Origin of the sequence: Streptomyces sp. NPDC002463 (assembly GCF_042889835.1) — a bacterium.
GTDB lineage: Bacteria > Actinomycetota > Actinomycetes > Streptomycetales > Streptomycetaceae > Streptomyces > Streptomyces nymphaeiformis.
Genome location: NZ_JBIARL010000045.1, coordinates 1 through 20,552, shown reverse-complemented (window position 1 = coordinate 20,552; position 20,552 = coordinate 1). Strand labels below are relative to the sequence as shown.

Annotated in this window: 17 protein-coding genes and 1 rRNA gene; 8 read left to right on the top strand and 10 right to left on the bottom strand. The window is 72.3% G+C overall.

Annotated elements, in window-relative coordinates; translation table 11 throughout:
• Positions 1–144: 144 nt before the first annotated feature.
• Together ACFYX3_RS41500 and ACFYX3_RS41495 are read right to left on the bottom strand one after the other, a co-directional pair.
• Entirely contained in the window at positions 145–801 is a 657-nt protein-coding gene (locus ACFYX3_RS41500; protein ID WP_389025263.1) for an HAD family hydrolase, read from the bottom strand.
• 21 nt (positions 802–822) lie between these two features.
• A complete protein-coding gene (locus ACFYX3_RS41495; protein ID WP_116160702.1) occupies positions 823–1,329 on the bottom strand; it encodes a DUF6912 family protein in 507 nt (168 codons plus the stop codon).
• Positions 1,330–1,604: 275 nt separating this feature from the next.
• Between ACFYX3_RS41495 and ACFYX3_RS41490 the strand changes: the two genes are divergently transcribed.
• On the top strand, positions 1,605–2,075 hold the full coding sequence (locus ACFYX3_RS41490) for an Rv3235 family protein (RefSeq protein WP_389025261.1): 471 nt from the start codon (positions 1,605–1,607) through the stop codon (positions 2,073–2,075).
• A 91-nt stretch (positions 2,076–2,166) separates the two neighbouring features.
• Here ACFYX3_RS41490 and secA read toward each other — a convergent pair whose 3' ends face one another.
• A complete protein-coding gene (gene secA / locus ACFYX3_RS41485) occupies positions 2,167–4,974 on the bottom strand; it encodes a preprotein translocase subunit SecA (RefSeq protein WP_389025259.1) in 2,808 nt (935 codons plus the stop codon).
• A gap of 239 nt (positions 4,975–5,213) precedes the next feature.
• Between secA and ACFYX3_RS41480 the strand changes: the two genes are divergently transcribed.
• Together ACFYX3_RS41480 and ACFYX3_RS41475 are read left to right on the top strand one after the other, a co-directional pair.
• Complete coding sequence (locus tag ACFYX3_RS41480; protein WP_382659071.1) at positions 5,214–5,789, top strand: GNAT family N-acetyltransferase; 576 nt, start codon at positions 5,214–5,216, stop codon at positions 5,787–5,789.
• Positions 5,790–5,911: 122 nt separating this feature from the next.
• Positions 5,912–7,102, top strand: coding sequence for a winged helix-turn-helix domain-containing protein (locus tag ACFYX3_RS41475; protein WP_376593527.1), 1,191 nt, complete (start codon positions 5,912–5,914; stop codon positions 7,100–7,102).
• A 149-nt stretch (positions 7,103–7,251) separates the two neighbouring features.
• On the opposite strand, the gene ACFYX3_RS41470 is transcribed toward ACFYX3_RS41475, so the two are convergent.
• From ACFYX3_RS41470 to mtrA, 6 genes are all read right to left on the bottom strand, one after another.
• Positions 7,252–8,016 (bottom strand): response regulator transcription factor, encoded by a 765-nt coding sequence (locus tag ACFYX3_RS41470; RefSeq protein WP_116160699.1) that lies wholly within the window; start codon positions 8,014–8,016, stop codon positions 7,252–7,254.
• 214 nt (positions 8,017–8,230) lie between these two features.
• A complete protein-coding gene (locus ACFYX3_RS41465) occupies positions 8,231–8,911 on the bottom strand; it encodes a ribosome hibernation-promoting factor, HPF/YfiA family (RefSeq protein WP_376593531.1) in 681 nt (226 codons plus the stop codon).
• 294 nt (positions 8,912–9,205) lie between these two features.
• Positions 9,206–10,009, bottom strand: a complete 804-nt coding sequence (locus ACFYX3_RS41460; RefSeq protein WP_389025256.1) for a ComF family protein — start codon at positions 10,007–10,009, stop codon at positions 9,206–9,208.
• 104 nt (positions 10,010–10,113) lie between these two features.
• Positions 10,114–11,979 carry an LpqB family beta-propeller domain-containing protein gene (locus ACFYX3_RS41455; protein WP_389025254.1) on the bottom strand — a complete coding sequence of 622 codons (1,866 nt, stop codon included), beginning with the start codon at positions 11,977–11,979 and terminating at the stop codon, positions 10,114–10,116.
• Positions 11,969–13,951, bottom strand: a complete 1,983-nt coding sequence (gene mtrB, locus ACFYX3_RS41450) for an MtrAB system histidine kinase MtrB (RefSeq protein ID WP_389025252.1) — start codon at positions 13,949–13,951, stop codon at positions 11,969–11,971. The genes ACFYX3_RS41455 and mtrB overlap by 11 nt, the downstream gene beginning before the upstream one ends.
• Position 13,952: 1 nt before the next feature.
• Positions 13,953–14,630 carry a two-component system response regulator MtrA gene (mtrA, locus tag ACFYX3_RS41445; protein WP_010356958.1) on the bottom strand — a complete coding sequence of 226 codons (678 nt, stop codon included), beginning with the start codon at positions 14,628–14,630 and terminating at the stop codon, positions 13,953–13,955.
• A 330-nt stretch (positions 14,631–14,960) separates the two neighbouring features.
• On the opposite strand from mtrA, the gene ACFYX3_RS41440 reads away from it, so the two are divergent.
• The 5 genes from ACFYX3_RS41440 to ACFYX3_RS41420 are packed head-to-tail and all read left to right on the top strand — an operon-like array spanning position 14,961 to position 20,362.
• Entirely contained in the window at positions 14,961–16,175 is a 1,215-nt protein-coding gene (locus ACFYX3_RS41440; RefSeq protein ID WP_382659080.1) for a hypothetical protein, read from the top strand.
• 4 nt (positions 16,176–16,179) lie between these two features.
• A complete protein-coding gene (locus ACFYX3_RS41435) occupies positions 16,180–16,872 on the top strand; it encodes a DUF4129 domain-containing protein (RefSeq protein WP_389025249.1) in 693 nt (230 codons plus the stop codon).
• A complete protein-coding gene (locus ACFYX3_RS41430) occupies positions 16,869–18,059 on the top strand; it encodes a DUF4350 domain-containing protein (protein WP_389025247.1) in 1,191 nt (396 codons plus the stop codon). Before ACFYX3_RS41435 ends, ACFYX3_RS41430 begins: the two co-directional genes overlap by 4 nt.
• Positions 18,056–19,039 (top strand): AAA family ATPase, encoded by a 984-nt coding sequence (locus ACFYX3_RS41425; protein ID WP_376593545.1) that lies wholly within the window; start codon positions 18,056–18,058, stop codon positions 19,037–19,039. Before ACFYX3_RS41430 ends, ACFYX3_RS41425 begins: the two co-directional genes overlap by 4 nt.
• A gap of 12 nt (positions 19,040–19,051) precedes the next feature.
• The gene (locus ACFYX3_RS41420) at positions 19,052–20,362 is read left to right on the top strand and encodes a DUF58 domain-containing protein (RefSeq protein WP_376593547.1); all 1,311 of its coding nucleotides are present in this window, start codon (positions 19,052–19,054) and stop codon (positions 20,360–20,362) included.
• 98 nt (positions 20,363–20,460) lie between these two features.
• Here ACFYX3_RS41420 and rrf read toward each other — a convergent pair.
• A 5S ribosomal RNA gene (gene rrf, locus ACFYX3_RS41415) occupies positions 20,461–20,552 on the bottom strand; the annotation flags it as partial.

Below are 20,552 nucleotides of genomic sequence, written 5' to 3'. Positions count from 1 at the left end.
CGGGGGGCGGGGGTCGCCGGCCTCCGGGTCTCCGCCGGGGCGGGGCCGCACCACCCCCCCTGGTTGCGCTAATTCCTGATGGTCCTGCGCGCGACGGGCTAGCCCGGGGGGGGGGCGGGCGCCCCGCCGCCCCACCCCGGTTCCCTAGGCCAGCTCCTCCGCCACGGCGACCGCCTCCTCCAGGGAGTCCACCACCGGCACCCCGACCCGCGACAGCGACACCCGGCTGTGCGACCCGCCGGTGTAGAGAACCGCCCGCGCCCCCACGTGCTGCGCCGCCACCGCGTCATCCGCCGCGTCACCGATGACGACGATCCGCTCCGCCGGAACCCCCAGCGCGGCCAGGTGCCGCACCATGTGCCCGGACTTCCCGTCGCTGGAGTCGTCGAGGCGCCCGTCCATGCGGACGAACCGCTCGGCGATCCCGTGGTGCCGCACGAGCGGTATCAGCTCGGCCTGCGGCGCGAGCGACAGCAGCGACTGCGTGACCCCGGCCTCCTGCCGCGCGGCGAGCAGCTCCGCCGCGCCGACGGTGAGCCCGCAGGACCCGGCCCGCTCCCGGTAGTGCCGGTGGAAGGTCCCGTTCATGACGACCCACTCCGCGTCCGTCGGCAGCCGCCCCATGAGCCGCTCGTAGAACTTCGGCACCGGCACCGTGTACAGCTCGCGGTACTGCTCGAGGGTGATCGTCGCGAGCCCGAGCTCGATGAAGGCCGCGTTCGTCGCGCCGATCACCGCGTCGATGTCGTCGAGCAGTGTGCCGTTCCAGTCCCAGACCAGGTGTTTTCCGTGCTTCCCCATGGAGAGACGGTACCCGGCGGCTCAGCCGAGCAGGGAGGGGATCTCCTGCACGCCGAACCACAGCAGCTCGTGGTCCTCGGCCCCGTCCACGACGAACTGGGCGTCGTCGTCGCCCTGGTCCGCCGCGCCCAGCGCGCCCGCCGCCGCCGTGACGTCCGCCTCGGCGTCGTCCGCGTCGGCGTGCACGGCCGCGGCCTTGGCCAGCGGTACGGCGCCGGCGACGCGGACCTCGCCGATGGAGCCGGAGTCGAGCCCCCGGTCGGGGTCGACGGTCGCGTCCTTGTCGGCCACGTCGACGGCGACGACGATCCGGCGCCGGGGCGCCTCGGGGTCGCCGGCGAGGAGCCGCAGGGAGGCGGCGGCGGCCCGGTTGAGCGCCGCGTACTCCAGCTCCTCGATGTCGTCGGAGACGTACCACTCGCGCAGCGCCGGGGTGACGGCGTAGGCGGTCAGCGGACCGGGGCCGAGCTCGCCCGCCTTGTGCGCCTGTGCGAGACCGGGGAGGGTCAGGGGGATGTAGACGCGCATGGCAGGCCGCTTTCGTAGACGGAGAGGCCCTCAGGATACGTGCGGAGTCCCCCTTCGGGGCGGCGGGCCGGACTCGCCGTCCGTCCACCGTGGAAGGCCGTCCGCCGAGGCGCCGGAGACCCGTTTTCCGATCGCGTCACCCTGATAGGTGATCCGGTTTCGGGACCGCCCCGCCGCGGCGGGGTCCTTGCGGGGCCTCGGAGCACCCCCGTACAAGATCCCCAACGAAAGTTACCGACTGGTACCACTCGGTTACGCAACGACAGGGGATCGCCATGAACGCCACGCTCACCAGCACGCCCTCCCCGCTCCCCCGCCCCCGCACGGCCCCCGGCGGACGGGCCGGCACCCGCCCGCGCGGTTCCGCCGGAGCCCGGCCGCGCGGCCCGGCCGGCACCCGCCCCCGTACGCTCCCCCCGCACACGGTGTTCGCCGAGCGCCTGCTCGCCGTGCTGAGCGGGGAGCGGCCCGTCCACTGGATGCTCGGCCACACCGTCGGCGACGCGTACGAGCAGCTGGTCCGGCTCGCCCCGCAGACGCCCCTGCGCTCGCACGGCCCCCGGCCGGTCCTGCGCCGCTGCTCGGTCCAGGTGCACGCCCCGCAGTCCGTGGTCGAGGCCTTCGCGAGCATCGCCACCGGCACCCGCGTACGGGCCATGGCGTTCCGCCTGGAGCGCGGCGAGGACCAGCGCTGGCGCTGCGCGGCGGTGGAACTGGACGGCCTGGGCACGTCCCCGCACGCATGACGAGGGACCTGCTCCCACCGGGTCCGCCCCATGACGAAGGGGCCGGCCGCCCCGGGCGACCGACCCCTTCCGTCACGTCACTTCGAACGGGTCACTTCTTGCGGCGACGCCCGCCACCCGCGTTCTTCTGCGCCTTGCGACGCTCGGCACGGGTCATCCCGTCGCCGTCCAGGTCGTCGGAGGCGAAGTCGCCCTCGACGACACCGCCGTCCCCGTCCACGGTCGGCGCGGAGAAGTGCAGCCGGTCCGGCCGCTGCGGGGTGTCGAGCCCCTTGGCGCGGATCTCCGGCCGCCCGGCACCCGCCGGCACCGCGTCCTCCTTGGTGAGCGAGGGAGCGGACGCCTGCACCGGGACCTCCTCGACCTGCTGCTCGACCTGGACCTCCAGGTTGAACAGGTAGCCGACGGACTCCTCCTTGATGCCCTCCATCATGGCGGTGAACATGTCGAAGCCCTCGCGCTGGTACTCGACCAGCGGGTCCTTCTGCGCCATCGCGCGCAGGCCGATGCCCTCCTGGAGGTAGTCCATCTCGTAGAGGTGCTCGCGCCACTTGCGGTCGAGGACGGAGAGGACCACGCGCCGCTCCAGCTCACGCATGATGTCGGAGCCGAGCTGCTTCTCGCGCGTCTCGTACTGCTCGTGGATGTCGTCCTTGATGGACTCGGCGATGAACTCGGCGGTGATGCCCGCCCGGTCGCCGGCCGCGTCCTCCAGCTCCTCCACGGTGACCTTCACCGGGTAGAGCTGCTTGAAGGCGTTCCACAGGCGGTCGAGGTCCCACTCCTCCGCGAAGCCCTCGGCGGTCTCCTGGCGGATGTAGTCGTCGATCGTGTCGTCCATGAAGTGCTGCACCTGCTCGTGCAGGTCCTCGCCCTCCAGGACGCGGCGGCGCTCGCCGTAGATGACCTCGCGCTGCCGGTTGAGGACCTCGTCGTACTTCAGGACGTTCTTACGGGTCTCGAAGTTCTGGGTCTCGACCTGCGACTGGGCGGAGGCGATGGCACGGGTGACCATCTTGTTCTCGATCGGCACGTCGTCCGGCACGTTGGCCATGGCCATCACGCGCTCGACCATCTGCGCCTTGAACAGGCGCATCAGGTCGTCGCCGAGCGAGAGGTAGAAGCGGGACTCGCCCGGGTCGCCCTGACGGCCGGAGCGGCCGCGCAGCTGGTTGTCGATACGGCGCGACTCGTGGCGCTCGGTGCCGAGGACGTACAGACCGCCGAGGTCCTTGACCTCCTCGAACTCCGCCTTCACGGCCTTCTCGGCGCGCTCCAGGGCGCCGGGCAGGGCCGCGGCCCACTCCTCGACGTGCTCGACCGGGTCCAGGCCCGCCTGGCGCAGCTCGGCCTCGGCGAGGTCGTCCGGGTTGCCGCCGAGCTTGATGTCCGTACCGCGGCCGGCCATGTTCGTGGCGACGGTGACGGCGCCGCGGCGGCCGGCCTGGGCGACGATCGTGGCCTCGCGCTCGTGGTGCTTGGCGTTGAGGACCTCGTGCGGGATGCCGCGCTTGGCGAGCTGCTGCGAGAGGTACTCGGACTTCTCGACGGAGGTCGTGCCGACGAGGACCGGCTGGCCCTTCTCGTGCTTGTCCGCGATGTCGTCGACGACGGCGGCGAACTTGGCGACCTCGGTCCGGTAGATCAGGTCGGACTGGTCCTTGCGCTGCATCGGCTTGTTCGTCGGGATCGGGACGACGCCGAGCTTGTAGATCTGGTGGAACTCGGCCGCCTCGGTCATGGCCGTACCGGTCATGCCGGAGAGCTTGTCGTAGAGGCGGAAGAAGTTCTGGAGGGTGATCGTGGCGAGCGTCTGGTTCTCGTCCTTGATCTGTACCCCTTCCTTCGCCTCGATCGCCTGGTGCATGCCCTCGTTGTAGCGGCGGCCGGCGAGGATACGGCCGGTGTGCTCGTCGACGATCATGACTTCGCCGTCCATGACGACGTAGTCCTTGTCCTTCTTGAACAGTTCCTTCGCCTTGATGGCGTTGTTCAGGTAGCCGACGAGCGGCGTGTTCACCGACTCGTAGAGGTTGTCGATGCCCAGCCAGTCCTCGACCTTGGCGACGCCCGCCTCGTGGATGGCGACGGTGCGCTTCTTCTCGTCGACCTCGTAGTCGCCGGTCTCCTCGATGCCCTTGAGCGGGTTGCCGGGCTCGCCCTTGCTCAGCCGGGTGACGAGCTTGGCGAAGTCGCCGTACCACTTCGTCGCCTGGTCGGCCGGGCCGGAGATGATCAGCGGCGTACGGGCCTCGTCGACGAGGATGGAGTCGACCTCGTCGACACAGGCGTAGTTGTGGCCGCGCTGGACGAGCTCGTCCTGGGACCACGCCATGTTGTCGCGCAGGTAGTCGAAGCCGAACTCGTTGTTCGTGCCGTACGTGATGTCGCAGGCGTACTGCTCGCGGCGCTGGGCCGGCGTCATGTTCGCCAGGATGCAGCCGACGGTCAGGCCGAGGAACTTGTGCACGCGGCCCATGAGCTCGGAGTCGCGCTCGGCCAGGTAGTCGTTGACCGTGATCAGGTGCACGCCCTTGCCGGAGAGCGCGTTGAGGTACGCCGGGAGGGTGCCGACGAGGGTCTTGCCCTCACCGGTCTTCATCTCGGCGACGTGGCCGAGGTGGAGCGCGGCGCCGCCCATCAGCTGGACGTCGTAGTGGCGCTGGCCGAGGACACGCTTGGCGGCCTCGCGGACGGTCGCGAAGGCCTCGGGCATCAGGTCGTCGAGGCTCTCGCCGTCGGCGTACCGCTGCTTGTACTCCTCGGTGAGCGCCCGCAGGTCGGCGTCGGAGAGGTTGACGAAGTCCTCTTCGATGGAGTTGACCTGGTCCGCGATGCGGTGCAGTTTGCGCAGGATCTTGCCTTCGCCTGCACGCATGAGCTTGTTGAAGACGGACACTGAGGCTGGTCTCCTTGCCGGTCGGGCCTGGCACTGGGTCTTGTGATGGACGCGAGCGCGGGCACGGCAGGTGGTCCCCACCGCAACGGCCATCGTAAGCGAGACCGCCCTCGCACAGGGAGGCCCGCAGTACCCGAGCCGTACGTCCGCCCGTAAAGAGAACGCACGAGGTGGGCGGAAGGTGCCGCCCCACCCGAAAAGTGTTCGCTTCCGGTCCGCGCGGTCACCACAATCCCGGCATGGAACCCATCACCCTCACCACCGACCGGCTGCGACTCCGGACCCCCGTCCCCGAGGACGTCGACGCGGTGTACGCCGTCTGCCAGGACCCCGACATCCGCCGATGGACCACCGTCCCCGACCCCTACAAGCGCGAGGACGCGGAGTTCTTCGTGCACCGGCTGGTCCCGGACGGCTGGCGCGAGGACACCGAGTACACCTTCGCCGCGGAGCCCGTGGAGGGCGGCCCGCTGCTCGCCGCGGCCACCCTGTCCAGTCGCGGCGCGGGCGTCTGGGAGATCGGCTACTGGCTGGCGAAGGAAGCCCGCGGCGCCGGCCACATGACGGAGATCGTGCGGGCCCTGGCCCACTGGGCCTTCACCGGACTCGGCTGCACCCGGCTGGTCTGGCGCGCCGAGGTCGGCAACGCGGGCTCGCGCGCGGTGGCCGAGCGGGCCGGCTTCGTCGTCGAGGGCGTGCAGCGCGCCGCCCTGGCCAACAAGGGCACGCTCCGGGACGCCTGGGTCGGCGCCCTGCTCCCCTCCGACTTCGGCCTGCCGAGCCCACTGCCGTACCTCCCGGCCCGTGACGCCTGAGCGCACGGGGGCGGGGCCCGCTGCCGGGGCGCCCGAGCGCACCGGAGCGAGGCCCGCTGCCGGGCGCCCGAGCCCGCCTGCGGCCGGGCCCGATGTCAGTGCCGGGGCCTAGGGTGCGGTCCATGACGACTGCGCCGCGCCCCGCCGCCGAACTGTCCGCCGACGAAGCCCGCAGGATCGCCCTGCGCGCCCAGGGGTTCCTGGGCGCGCCCGACCGCAGGGCCGGCGTGCGCGGGGTCCTCCGGTCGCTCGGCCAGGTCCAGCTCGACACCATCTCGGTCCTCGCCCGCTCGCACGAGCTCATCCCGTACGCGCGCCTGGGCGCGGTGGGCCGCCCGACGGTGGAGAAGGCGTACTGGTCGACCGGATCCGACGGCGCGCCTCCGGCACGACACAACGCCTTCGAGTACTGGTCGCACGCCGCCTGCATCCTGCCCGTCGAGGAGTGGCCGCACTTCGCCTTCCGCCGCCGCGCCTACCGCGACCGCCCGCACTGGGGGCACGAGCTGTCGGCCGGGGCCTACGACAAGGTCATCGACCAGCTGCGGGACCAGGGCCCGCTGACGGCGACCGAGCTGGGCGGCGCCAAGAACAAGGGCGAGTGGTGGGACTGGTCCGACAGCAAGATCGCCGTCGAGCGGGCGCTGATGTACGGCGAGGTCGTGGTCACGGAGCGGCGCGGCTGGAAGCGGGTGTACGACCTGGCCGAGCGGGCGATCCCGCAGGACCTGCTCCACGACGACCTGGACGACACCGAGTGCGTGCGGCGCCTGGTGCGGCAGGCGGGCGAGGCGCTCGGCGTGGGCACGCGCGCGGACATCGCGGACTACCACCGGATCAAGGCGGAGCAGTTCGACGCGGTGGTGGAGGCCTCGGGTCTGGTGCCGGTGACGGTGGCGGGCTGGGGGAAGCCCGCCTGGGCGGATCCGGCGGCGCTGGCGACCGAGCCGCGCGGCCGGCACCGCACGACGCTGCTCTCGCCGTTCGACTCGCTGATCTGGGAGCGGCCCCGCACGGAGCGGATCTTCGGCTTCACGCACCGCCTGGAGGCGTACGTACCGAAGCAGAAGCGGATCCACGGCTACTTCGCTATGCCGGTGCTCGCCGGCGGCCGTCTGGTGGGCCGGGTGGATCCGGCGCGGGAGGGCAGGACGCTGGTGGCGAAGCAGGTCTCGCTGGACGGGCCGAAGGCCGTACCGGCGGTGGCGAAGGCCCTGCGCGAGGCGGCCGAGTGGGTGGGATGCGACGCGGTGACGGTGGAGCGGGTGGACCACCCGGAGCTGGTTCCCGACCTGCTCAAGGCCCTTTCCTGAGCCTCGCCCGAACTGCTGGGGGCCCTCGCCCGAACTGCTGGGGGCCCTCGCCCGAGCCTCAGCGGACCTCCAGAACCTTCTCCCGCATCGCACTGCATCCCCCGGGGGACGACCCCGGGCCCCCAGCAGAGGGGTCCCGCGGCGAAGCCTCAGCGGATCTCGAGGATCTTCTCCCGCATCGCGTACACCACGGCCTCCATCCGGGAGTGCAGCTGCAGCTTCTCCAGGATGTTCCGGACGTGGTTCTTCACCGTGTTCTCGGAGATGAACAGTTCCTTGGCGATGTCCCGGTTGTTCATCCCGGTCGCGACGAGCTTGAGGACCTCCAGCTCGCGGTCGGTCAGCCGGGGCGCCGGGACGAGCCGGCGCTCGTCGGTGCGCTGGATCATCGACTTGAACTCGGTGAGGAGCTTGGACGCCATCGAGGGGCTGATCTGCGACTGCCCGTCGGCGACCGCGCGGATCGCGGTGGCGACCTCGTCGGTGGAGATCTCCTTCAGGAGGTAGCCGGTGGCACCCGCCTTGATCGCCTCGTAGAGGTCGGCCTCCTCGTCGCTGATCGTCAGCATGATGATCTTCGCACTGGGGGCCACCTCCTTGATGGAGGTGCACGCCTCGATGCCGCCGCGCCGGGGCATCCGTACGTCCATCAGGACGATGTCGGGCAGCAGATCGGCGGCCTTGTCGACGGCCTCGGCACCGTCACCGGCCTCGCCGACGACCTGGATGTCCTCCTCCTGGGCGAGGACGATCTCGAGCCCGCGGCGGAAGAGGGCGTGGTCGTCCACGACGAGGACCCGGATCGGCTCCTTGCGGAACGCACCCTCCGCGTCCGGTCCCGTGCCTTCCGATCCCTCCGGGACCGCACCGCCGTGCTCGTGCCCGCTGAGCACCGGCCCGAAGCTGTCCGCCATCGTTCCTCCCCCTGAAGGCCGTGGCCTGAAGTCGTTTCCGGTCCTCCAACCCGTGCGCGATCGGCACCGGTTGGCGTGCACGCCATGATTTCACGTCCGGGCGGCGCCGGGGGTGCTCCGCGGGCGCACGGGGGGTGCCCCTGGGGGCGCGAACTGCGCTCCAGGGGCACCGAGAAGGACACCTGTTCGGAAGTGTGCGATGCGGTGCGGCGGGTCAGCCGCCGAGCGCACCGCCGGCGCCGCCGCCCTCGGCGAGCGGGTCGCTCTCCAGATGGATGACGCCGTAGTCGTACGCGTGTCGCCGGTAGACGACGCTCGGCTGCTTGGTGTCGGAGTCGACGAAGAGGTAGAAGTCGTGCCCGACCAGCTCCATCTCGTAGAGCGCCTGGTCGAGCGTCATCGGTGCGGCCCGGTGGGTCTTCTCGCGCACCACGAGCGGGCCTTCACCCTGGACCTCGATGGAGCCCATCATCGTGGTGGGCACCTTGTCGGCCTCGTCGACGGCCAGTTGGCCGTCGCCGTTGAGCTTCGCGGCGCCGGGCACCACGTCCCCGACCTCCGCCGCGGACAGCCGGCCGTTGCCACGGCGGGTGTACCTCTTGTCGTGCTGCTTGCGCAGTCGTGCCTCGAGCTTGTCGCTGGCGAGGTCGAGCGCTGCGTACGCGTCGGCTGCCGCCGCTTCCGCCCGGATCACCGGGCCTCGGGAGTGGAGGGTGATCTCCACGCGGTCGGACCGGTCGGCCTGCCGCGGGTTGTGCTCCTTGGACACCTCGACGTCGAGGCTGATCACCTTGCCGTCGAGCTTCTGGATCTTCTCCAGCTTCAGCTTCTCGGCCACGTGCTTGCGGAACCGCTCGGGCACCTCGGTCTTGCGGCCCTTGACGACGATGTCCACGCAGAACTCCGTTCCCGGATCGCCCCGATCGGCTCCTTGGCCGCAGGGCATCTCCCTTTGCACCAGACTCCGGTGGTCACCGGAGCTCGGACTTGGCGACTTCGACCTCCTCCTCCCCAGTCGACAAGATCTCCACCCCATCGACAAGAGGTTAATTCGCCCTGAACTCCTGTCCTGTAGGCGCAACCATGTATTCGGTGAGGCGATGGCATTCGCCATTCCTCACAACCGAACATAGCCCCTTCGGACGGGTGTCGGCACCCTCTACCGCGACATACCTCCGGACGGGTGCTTTCACCTCTCACCACCTGCAACGATCCAAGTTTCCGGCGAGTTCCGGTTTATTTCGAACGAGGCGGGAGAGGATGCGATCACAGCCGCCGCCCGCTGTTCGATTTCGCGCTGCGCCGAACCGGCCGGTAAGCCATGCGGTATTCCCTGAATGAACGGAAGGTGTACGGCTCCGAGAGCGCGCGCCGCTTCCGCGAGCGAGGCGCCCGTGGTCATCAGGTCGTCCACGAGAATCACCCGTCCCGCAGTCAGGAGCCGTGCGCCGCCCGGCACGACCTCCAGCGCCCCGGCCAGGTTCGCGAGGCGCCCGCGCGCCCCGAGACCCGCCTGGTCCGCCACGTACCGCCGCTGCCGGAGCACGGGGACGACCCGCGCCGGCCGCCCGGCCCGCCGCAGCCGGGCCGCGGCGGCCAGAGCGATCCGTCGCGTCGGATCGTGCCCACGCGCCCGTACGGAGCGCCGCGAGGACGGCACCGGTACGAGGAGCAGCGGTCCGTCCGCGGGACCCGCACCGGGCGGGGCAGCGGCCTCCACGGCCCCGGCGAGGGCACCGCCCAGGGGCCCGGCGAGCGTGAGCGCCCCGCGTTCCTTGTGGGCGAGGAGCAGCTGCCGCACGGCGTCGGCGTACGGCGCGGCGGCGTGGACGACGGGCAGTCCGGGCGGCTCGGGCGCGGGCCGCACCCTGCGCGGCGGCGTGCCCGCGAGCGCGTCGGCGCAGGCCGGGCACAGCTCCGTCCGCGGCCTGCCGCAGCCTCCGCAGGCGACCGGCAGCACCAGCCCGGCGATCTCGCGCCACCACCCCCGCATGGCTCCACTGTGCGCCTCCGGGCGCCTCCAGGCCACCCCTGTGGAAAACCACCTGCGGAGCCCGAAGTACGTCAGGTGCGGCCCTCACGGCCCTCGCTCGACGGCTATCCGGGGTAGACCGGCGAGAACCCCTTCTTGGCCACCGGCTGCCAGTTCGTCCCGGGCGCGAGCCGCACGATCCCGTCGTCCCCGGAGTCGGCCACCACGGGCACGGTCTCCTTGTGCGGCGCGGCCACCGAGGTCACGCCGTTCAGGCCGGGGAACACGGAGGTCGTCGAGGTCGAGCCGTCGGTCTGGAGGTAGCGGATCTGCTGGACGCCGCCCGCCTCCTTGCCGACCACGACGAGCCGGCTGGGCCCGGCCCAGGAGACGGCCGTGACCGACTCCATCCGGGGTGCGGCGGGCTGGAGGTCCAGGACGGAGACGATCTGCTCCTCGTCGGTCGTCTGCCGCTGGATCCGGCCGATCTGCAGGGTCGTGCGCTCGCCCCGCGTGACGACCAGGGCGATCCGTACACCGTCCGCGGAGACCCGCAGGGACTCGATGCGGGCGCCGTCCCCGAGCCAGGGCGTGCGGACCTTCACGGGGTGGCCGGTGCCGCCCGGCACCATCCACAGCTGGGGCGCGACGGGGTCCCTGTCGGCGACCCACAGATCGCCCCTGCCGTCCCAGCTGGGCGCGGACAGCCGGTCGGCCGGCCGGGCGGCCCTGCTGGTCAGGACGGGCGGCAGCGGGTCCTGCTCGGTGGTGATGGAGGAGACGATCAGCTCGCGGCCGGTCTGCCCGACGCCCGCGGCCCGGGTCTCGCCCCGGTCGACGGCGACCGAGCGGAGCGGCACCGTGCCCTTGCCGAACGGGCCCGGCACCTCGACCGGCGCGTTCGCCTCCTTGCCACCGACGAGGAGCATCATCAGCTTGCCGTGCTCGTCGACGAAGTACGGGTGCTCCTCGCGGTCGGTGTCCCGCACCGCCGCGAACTCGACCGCCTGCCCCTTGCCGAGCCGGCACAGCGACTGCCCGCCCGAGCCCAGGAGCTCCACCTGCTCGACCCGTACCGAGGTGAGGTCGCCCAGCGTGAACAGCAGCTGCGCCGCCATCCGCCGGCACGCCTCGCCACCGGCCCGGTCCGCCTTGGCGTTGAGCGGCACCCGCAGCGTGGACTGGTCGTCCGTGGTCAGGGTGGTGACGCCGGCCTTCAGCTCCGTGCCGGAGGGGAACTGCGAGTCGACGGCGGGCTTCAGCCAGTTCGTCGGGCCTTCGAGCAGCGCCTTGACCGTCTGCGTCACCGGATCCATCCGGGTGACGGGGTCCTGCCGCTGCCGGATGTAGACGGGGTCGGCGACGACCCAGTCCTCCCCGGAGGCGAAGTAGTACTTGTTGACCGACCGGTAGTTGCGGAGGAAGTCCGCCTCTCCGAGGATCAGGCCGGGCGGGAGGCTGTCGATCCGCCACTCCTTGCCCTTGCCGTTCGCCAAGGGCTGCTGCACGACGTGGATCGACTGCAGGTACTCGGCGGGGCTGTTCGGCTGGTAGCCGTGGCGGGCGTCCACGGTCGCGATCTTCCGGCCGGAGAGCGGGAAGGCACGCCCCTGGTTGTCGGGGTCGGCGTTGCGGTCGGCCTGCTCGCGGTCGGGCGCCGTGGTGAGCACGGTGATGCTCTGCTCCGGCCTCCAGCCCTGCGCGGCCTTCTTCGTGAGGTACTTGCGGGCGGTGGCGAAGCCGGGGTCGTCACTGGTCATGGCTTCCAGGAAGCCGTCGACGATCTCGTCCGGGTCGGCGTTCTCCCGGGGCGCGACGGCGTAGACCCGCACCTGCGAGTCGCCCGTGCCGGCCCCCTTCACGGCCTGTACGTCCCCGCTGTCGGGCATCGTCGCGCACCCGGTCACCAGGAGTCCGCCGCACGCGGCGAGGACCACCGCGCGTGTGCTCCGTCCCCGCCCCGCGTGCTCCGCTCGGGAGTCAGCGCCCACGTGTCCCGTCCTCCCGCTCCAGATGCCCGTTCCCCCCGGCCGTCGCCGGGCCCGCCCCGCCGCCGTCGCCGTCCGTCACCGCTCGCGCCACGACCCGTGCGCCGCTGCCGGGCAGCGCCGTCGGGTCGACGGTCGCCCGCGGCGCCTCGGGCAGCCTCGGCGGTACGGAGAGAGCCGACCGGTCGCCGGCGGACTGCGGCGGCACCGCCGCGAGCCGGTCCCGGTCGCGTCCGGCGGCCGCCTGCTCGCGGTTGCGCCGGGAGTCCTCCGGCTCCAGCGGGATCGGCGACCCCCGCAGCGGCTCGTCCGCGGTGCGCGGCAGGGTGAGCCGGAACTGCGAGCCGCCGCCGGCCTCGCCCCAGGCCTGGAGCCAGCCGCCGTGCAGCCGCGCGTCCTCGACGGCGATCGACAGGCCGAGGCCCGTACCGCCGGTGGTACGCGCGCGTGCCGGGTCGGCACGCCAGAAGCGGTTGAAGACCCGGGTGGCCTCGCCCGGCTTGAGTCCGACACCGTAGTCCCGTACGGCCACGGCGACGGCCCCGCCGGCGGCGGCGAGCTTCACGACGACGTCGCGGCCCTCGCCGTGCTCGACGGCGTTGACGACGAGGTTGCGCAGCACCCGCTCGACGCGGCGGGCGTCCGCCTCGGCCACCACGGGCTGCTGGTCGCCGAGGACCACGATCCGGGTGCCCTTGCGCTCGGCGAGGGGCTCGGCGCCGCCTATGACCCGCCGTACGACCTGGCGCAGGTCTATCGGCTCGGCCTCCAGGGCGGCCGCGCCCGCGTCGAAGCGGCTGATCTCCAGGAGGTCGGAGAGCAGCGACTCGAAGCGGTCGAGCTGGTCGCCGAGGAGTTCGGCGGAGCGCGCGGTGATGGGGTCGAAGTCGACGCGGGCCTCGTGGATGACGTCGGCGGCCATCCGGACCGTGGTCAGCGGGGTGCGCAGCTCGTGCGAGACGTCGGAGACGAAGCGCCGCTGCATCCGCGAGAGCTCCTCCAGCTGCTGGATCTTGAGCTGGAGGTTGGAGGCCATCTTGTTGAAGGCCTCGCCGAGGCGCGCGATGTCGTCCTCGCCGGTGACCTTCATGCGTTCCTGGAGGCGGCCGGCGGAGAGCCGTTCGGCGATCCCGGCGGCCATCCGCACGGGCGTGACGACCTGGCGCACCATGAGCCAGGCGATGGCGCCGAGCAGGACGACGACGAAGAGCCCGGCGGTCGCCAGGGTGCCCTTGACCAGGGTGAGGGAGTCCTCCTCCTGACTCAGCGGGAAGAGGTAGTACAGCTCGTACTGGTCGCCGTCGGCGTCGTTCAGCCGCTTGCCGATCACCAGGCCGGGCTCGGACGCCTTGCCGTTGGTGTAGTGGATCCGCGAGAACTTCTGGAACGTGCCGGTGCCCTGCGCGACGTTGTGCCGCAGGTCGGCCGGGATGCTCGTGGTCGGGTCGACCTCGCCGGAGGCGCGGGCGCCCCGGCTCGCGGTGTCACCGCTGTCGAGGGAGAGCGCGACCACGTTGAACGCGCTCTGGCCACCGCTGGCGAGCTGCTCGACGAGCGTGGAGCGCCAGTTCACGGAGACACCGGTCCGCGCACCGTCCTGCTGCCCGGGTGCGGAAGGGGTGGTCGCCGCCCGGTCCTGGGCGGCGGAGAACCCTCCGGCGGCCTGGCTCTGGGCGGCCTTCTCCTTGGCTTCGAGCAGGCCGTTGCGGACCTGCACGATGACGACGAAGCCGAGGAGCAGCACCACCCCGAGCGACATGAGCAGGGTGCCCGCGACGATCCGCAGCTGGATGTTCCGCCGCCACAGCCGCACGGCGGGCAGCAGCGGCCGGCGCACCCAGCGCGCGAAGAGCCGCAGGACCGCCCTGCTGCGGAGCAGACGGCCGAATCGCGAGCCCCCCCGCCCCGGACCGGCAGTCCGCCCCGTACGGACTCCCGGATTCCCGGGCTTCGGAGCAGCGCTGCCCACACTCATGTCAGCTCGGCCCCGCCTTGTAGCCGACACCGCGGACGGTCACCACGATCTCCGGGCGCTCGGGGTCCTTCTCGACCTTCGAGCGCAGCCGCTGGACGTGCACGTTCACCAGGCGGGTGTCGGCCGCGTGCCGGTAGCCCCAGACCTGCTCCAGAAGCACCTCACGCGTGAACACCTGCCACGGCTTGCGCGCCAGCGCGACCAGCAGGTCGAACTCCAGCGGAGTCAGGGCGATGGACTGCCCGTCCCGCTTCACGGAGTGCCCGGCCACGTCGATGACCAGGTCGCCGATGGTGAGCTGCTCGGGAGCCGGCTCCTCGGACCTCCGCAGCCGCGCCCGGATACGGGCGACGAGCTCCTTCGGCTTGAACGGCTTCACGATGTAGTCGTCGGCCCCGGACTCCAGGCCCACGACCACGTCGACCGTGTCGCTCTTGGCCGTGAGCATGACGATCGGCACCCCGGACTCGGCCCGGATGAGCCGGCACACCTCGATGCCGTCCCTCCCGGGCAGCATCAGGTCCAGCAGCACCAGATCGGGCTTGGCCTCTCTGAAAGCGGCAAGCGCCTTGTCACCGTCCGCGACGAACGACGGCTCGAACCCTTCACCCCGCAGCACGATGCCGAGCATCTCGGCCAGTGCGGTGTCGTCGTCGACGACAAGAACGCGTCCCTTCATATCGACATCATCCCATTAGCCAATCGTTACCTGCCGTGACCTGTCCCACAGCCCCTCCCCCTGCCCGGGCCCCGCCCCCGTGGGAGAGGGCCCGCTCGGCCCGCCGGCACACGGTTCGTGCGGTCCGATCGGGCATCCGCACAGTGTGCCGTCTGTCGCTCGCACAATGAAGGTCCGGACAAAGGTACGAAGGAGATGCGGGCTCCGGCCCACGGGCGGGCCCCGCGTGGCACGATGGCACCCGGCCCGCCGCCGCGCCAGGTGTCGGCCGCCGTGACCGAGCCGGTTCGCCGATCCGGCACCGCGACCATTCCTCCGAGGTGGACGACCGTGAACGACACTCCGGGCTGGACCTCGCCCGGATCCGCCCCCTCCGGCGGCCAGGACGGCTCGGGGACCCCCGGGCCCGCCTCCTCGGCCGACGCGAACGGCTCCGCCGTCCAGTGGTCCAAGGACCAGCCGCCCGCCGGCCAGTGGTCCCCGCCGTCCCACGGGACCCCGCCCCCGGCGCCCGGCCAGAACTGGGGAACCCCGCCCCCGAACGTCAACTGGGGCGGACCTCCGGCCGCGAAGCCCGGAGTCATCCCGCTGCGCCCGCTGGGCATGGGCGAGATCCTCGACGGCGCGGTGAAGACCCTCCGCACCTACTGGCGCACGGTCCTCTCCATCACGGTCACGGTCGCGGTGATCTCCCAGATCGCCAACATCCTGGCCCAGCGGTACCTCGTGCCGGCGGCCCCGAAGCTCGATCCGGACGCCACGCCCGCCGAGCAGCTCCAGCAGTCCCTCGACTCCGCGCAGTCCTCCGTGATCGCCCTGGGCCCCTCGCTCCTCGTGACGATGATGGCGTCGCTCGTGAGCGCCGCCCTGCTGACCGTCGTCATCAGCCGCGCGGTCCTCGGCCGCCCGGTCTCGCTGGGCTCCGCCTGGCAGGAGGCCCGCCCGCGCCTGCTCCAGCTCCTCGGCCTGACCCTGCTGCTCGCGGCGATGACCGTCGCCGTCATGACGGTCGGCCTGCTCCCGGGCCTCCTGATCGGCGGCGCCCCCGGCGTGGCACTGGCCCTCCTCGGCGGTCTCGGCGCCATCGTGGCGGACGTCTGGCTGGTGATCCGCTTCAGCCTCTCGTCCCCGGCCCTGATGCTGGAGCGCCGGGGTGTCGTCCAGTCCCTGAAGCGCTCGGCGAAGCTGGTGCAGGGCTCGTGGTGGCGGATCTTCGGCATCACCCTGCTGACGCAGCTGCTGCTCTTCCTCTTCGGCATGATCATCGCGATCCCGTTCACCATCATCGGCTTCGTGGTCGACAGCGAGGGCTTCACCGGTCTGCTCTCCGGCAACAGCACCACGTTCGGCTGGCCGTTCCTGATCGTCACGGGCATCGGCGGCGTCATCACCAGCGCGATCACCTACCCGATCTCGGCCGGTGTGACCGTCCTCCTCTACGTCGACCAGCGCATCCGCCGCGAAGCCCTGGACCTCGAACTGGCCCGGGCGGCGGGCCTCCCCGGCTACGGCCCCACACCCGGCACCGACGCCGTCGGGGGCTGATGCGGTGACGTTCACGGGGGGAGCGGCCGCGGCACTGGCCCGGCTGCACGGCGACGGCCACACACCGGTGGACATCTCCCGCGTCCCCGCCCGCGAGGCGGCGGAGCGGGAGCTGTCCGATCCGAAGTACCACGAGAACGACCCGAACCTCCTCCAGCGCGGCCTCAACCGCTTCTGGGAGTGGGTCGACGAGCTCTTCGGCGCCGCTTCGACGGCCACACCGGGCGGCGTCCTCGGCCTCGTCGTCATCGTCGTGCTCGTGGCCGCCCTCGTCGCCGCCCTCTGGTGGCGCCTCGGCACCCCGCACCGGGCGCCCGGCACCACCGGCGACTCCCTCTTCGCCGACGGCCCCCGCACCGCCCGGGACCACCGGACGGCCGCCACCAAGCACGCCTCCGCCGGCCGCTGGAACGAGGCCGTCCAGGAACGGATGCGCGCCATCGTCCGCTCCCTGGAGGAGCGCGCCCTCCTCGAACCGCGCCCAGGCCGCACCGCCGACGAGGCGGCCGCCGAAGCCGGCCGCTCCCTCCCCGTCCACGCGGACGACCTGCGCCTCGCGGCCCGCGCCTTCGACGACGTCACGTACGGCGGCCGCACCGCCGACGAGCCCGCGTACCGTCGCATCGAGGCACTGGACACCGCCCTGGAGCGGACCCGCCCCACCCTCGACACCGCCTCCACGGGGACGTCCGCATGAGCCGCCCGGTCACCGGCACCACCTCGACCGCCCCCTCCGCCCGCCAGGTGTGGACCCGTGTCCGCGGTGCGGTCCTCGTCGTCGCCCTGATCCTGACCGGCGGCCTCGCCCTCGCGACGGTCCGGTCCACCGACGCCCACGGCGCCCTCGACCCGCGCTCCGCCGACCCCCACGGCAGCCGCGCCGTCGCCGAACTCCTCAAGGCCCGCGGCGTCACCGTCACCCTCGCCACCACCCTGGCCGAGGCCACGACGGCCACGGACACCGACACCACTCTCCTGGTGACGACCCCCGACCTGCTGACGGACGCTCAACAGTCGGCGCTCCGCACGGCGATGAAGGCCTCCGCCGCCCGCACGGTCCTCGTCGGCGCCGGCCACGCCTCCCTCGACACCCTGGCCCCGGGAGTCACCAGCGCCCCCAGCACCCTCGTGACGGAACGCGCCCCCGCCTGCACCCTCCCGGCCGCCACCCGCGCCGGCAGCGTCGACCTGGGCGGCGAACGCTACGAACTCTCCCCCGGCACCACCGCCGAGACCTGCTACCGCGCCGAAGGCCTGCCCACCCTGCTCCTCATTCCCGGCACCGGCAGCGCCGACACCGTCCTCCTCGGCTCGCCCGACATCCTCTACAACTCCCGTCTCGACCAACTCGGCAATGCCTCGCTGGCCCTGCAACTCCTCGGCTCCCGGCCCCATCTCGTCTGGTACCTCCCCTCCCTCTCCGACACCTCGGCCACCGCCGACGGCACCACGGGCGACTTCCTCGCCCTCATCCCCTCCGGCTGGCGGTGGGCCACCCTCCAACTCGCCCTCGCGGCCCTGCTCGCCGCGCTCTGGCGCGGCCGGCGCCTCGGCCCCCTGGTCACCGAGCGACTCCCCGTCGCCCTCCGCGCCTCCGAGGCCACCGAAGGCCGCGCCCGCCTCTACCGCAAGGCGAACGCCCGCGACCGCGCCGCCTCCGTCCTGCGCACCGCGACCCGCACCCGGCTCGCCCCGCTCCTCGGCGTCCCCGTCCAGGACGCCCACTCCCCCGATCTCCTCCTCCCCGCACTCTCCGCCCGTCTCCCCGAGACCACCGCGGATCCCAGGAACCTCCTCTTCGGCCCGGCTCCCGCCGACGACGCCACCCTCATCCGCCTGGCGGACCAACTCGACGCCCTCGAAAGAGAGGTACGCACCTCATGAGCGCCCCGACCCCCGAGACCGCCACGGACTCGGACAGCGCCCGCGCCTCCCTGGAGGCCCTGCGCACCGAGATCGCGAAGGCCGTGGTCGGCCAGGACCCCGCCGTCACCGGTCTCGTCGTCGCCCTGCTCTGCCGGGGACACGTCCTCCTCGAAGGCGTCCCCGGAGTCGCCAAGACCCTCCTGGTCCGCTCGCTGGCCGCCGCGCTCGAACTCGACACCAAGCGCGTCCAGTTCACCCCCGACCTGATGCCGAGCGACGTCACGGGCTCCCTCGTCTACGACGCCCGCACCGCCGAGTTCTCCTTCCAGCCCGGCCCGGTCTTCACCAACCTGCTGCTCGCCGACGAGATCAACCGCACACCCCCGAAGACCCAGTCCTCCCTCCTGGAGGCGATGGAGGAGCGTCAGGTCACGGTCGACGGCAGCCCGCGCCCCCTCCCGGAGCCCTTCCTGGTCGCGGCGACGCAGAACCCCGTCGAGTACGAGGGCACCTACCCGCTCCCCGAGGCCCAACTGGACCGGTTCCTGCTGAAGCTGACGGTCCCTCTGCCCTCACGCGCGGACGAGATCCACGTCCTCACCCGTCACGCCGAAGGCTTCGACCCCCGCGACCTGAAGGCCGCCGGCGTCCGCCCCGTGGCGGGCCCCGCCGAGCTCGAAGCGGCCCGGGCCGCCGTCGCCAAGGTCTCGGTCTCCACCGAGATCGCCGGCTACGTCGTCGATATCTGTCGTGCCACGCGTGAATCCCCCTCGCTCACGCTCGGGGTCTCCCCCCGAGGCGCCACCGCCCTGCTCTCCACCGCCCGCGCCTGGGCCTGGCTCACCGGCCGGGACTACGTCACCCCGGACGATGTGAAGGCCCTCGCTCTCCCCACCCTGCGTCATCGCATCCACCTGCGGCCCGAGGCCGAGATGGAGGGGGTCACCCCCGACTCCGTCATCAACTCGATCCTCGCCCACGTCCCCGTACCCCGCTGAGAACGGCGCCCCATGGCCCTCACCGGACGAACCGCGCTGCTCGCCGCCCTCGGATCGCTTCCCGTCGGCATCCTCGCCCCCAGCTGGGCGGGAATGCTCGCGGTGAACGCGCCCCTCTCCCTCGCAATTCTGTGCGACTACGCCCTGGCGGCGCCAGTACGAACGCTCCAATTCACCCGAAGTGGTGATACATCCGTTCGACTCGGTGACGGGGCCGAGGTCCAGCTCACCGTCACGAACCCGTCCCGCCGCCGCCTCCGCGCCCAGCTCCGCGACGCCTGGCCGCCCAGCAGCTGGCTCCCCGGCACCGAACAGGCCTCCTCGCGCCAACGGTTGACGGTCCCCGCCGGAGAGCGCCGCCGCCTGACCACGAGCCTGCGTCCGACCCGCCGCGGCGACCGCCGGGCGGAACGGATCACCGTCCGCTCGTTCGGCCCTCTCGGCCTCGCGGCCCGCCAGGGCCACCACGAGGTCCCCTGGACGGTCCGCGTCCTGCCGCCCTTCACCAGCCGCAAGCACCTGCCGTCGCGCCTGGCCCGGCTCCGCGAGCTCGACGGCCGCACCAGCGTCCTCACCCGCGGCGAGGGCACGGAGTTCGACAGCCTCCGCGAGTACGTCCCCGGTGACGACACCCGCTCGATCGACTGGCGGGCCACGGCCCGCCAGACCACCGTCGCGGTCCGCACCTGGCGCCCCGAGCGCGACCGGCACATCCTGATCGTCCTCGACACCGGCCGCACCTCGGCCGGCCGCGTCGGCGACGTGCCGCGCCTGGACGCCTCCATGGACGCGGCTCTCCTCCTCACCGCGCTCGCCTCCCGAGCCGGCGACCGCGTGGACCTCCTGGCGTACGACCGCCGCCTCCGCGCCCAGGTCCAGGGCCGCTCCGCCGGCGACGTCCTGCCGGCCGTGGTCGAGGCCCTCGCCCCACTGGAACCCGAACTCGTGGAGACCGACGCCCGCGGTCTGGCCGCAACCGCGCTGGCACGCGCGCCGCGCCGCTCTCTGATCGTCCTCCTGACCAGCCTCGACGCCGCCCCGATCGAGGAGGGCCTCCTCCCGGTCCTCCCGCAGCTCGCCCAGCGCCACACGCTCCTGGTGGCCTCCGTGGCCGACCCCCACGTCACGCGCATGGCCGCGGCACGCGGCACGATCGAAGCCGTCTACGAGGCCGCCGCGGCCACCCAGACCCAGTCTCAGCGTGCCCGCACCGCGGACCAGCTCCAGCGCCACGGCGTCACGGTCGTCGACGCCACCCCCGACACCCTCGCGCCGGCCCTGGCGGACGCCTACCTCGCCCTGAAGGCGGCCGGCCGCCTCTGAGGGACCAGTACCAACCCGCTTCCCCGAAAGGGGTCGGTCCCGGCCGTAAACGCAGAAAAGCCCCGCACCATGAGGTGCGGGGCTTTCCCACAATGATTGTTCGGCGGCGTCCTACTCTCCCACAGGGTCCCCCCTGCAGTACCATCGGCGCTGAAAGGCTTAGCTTCCGGGTTCGGAATGTAACCGGGCG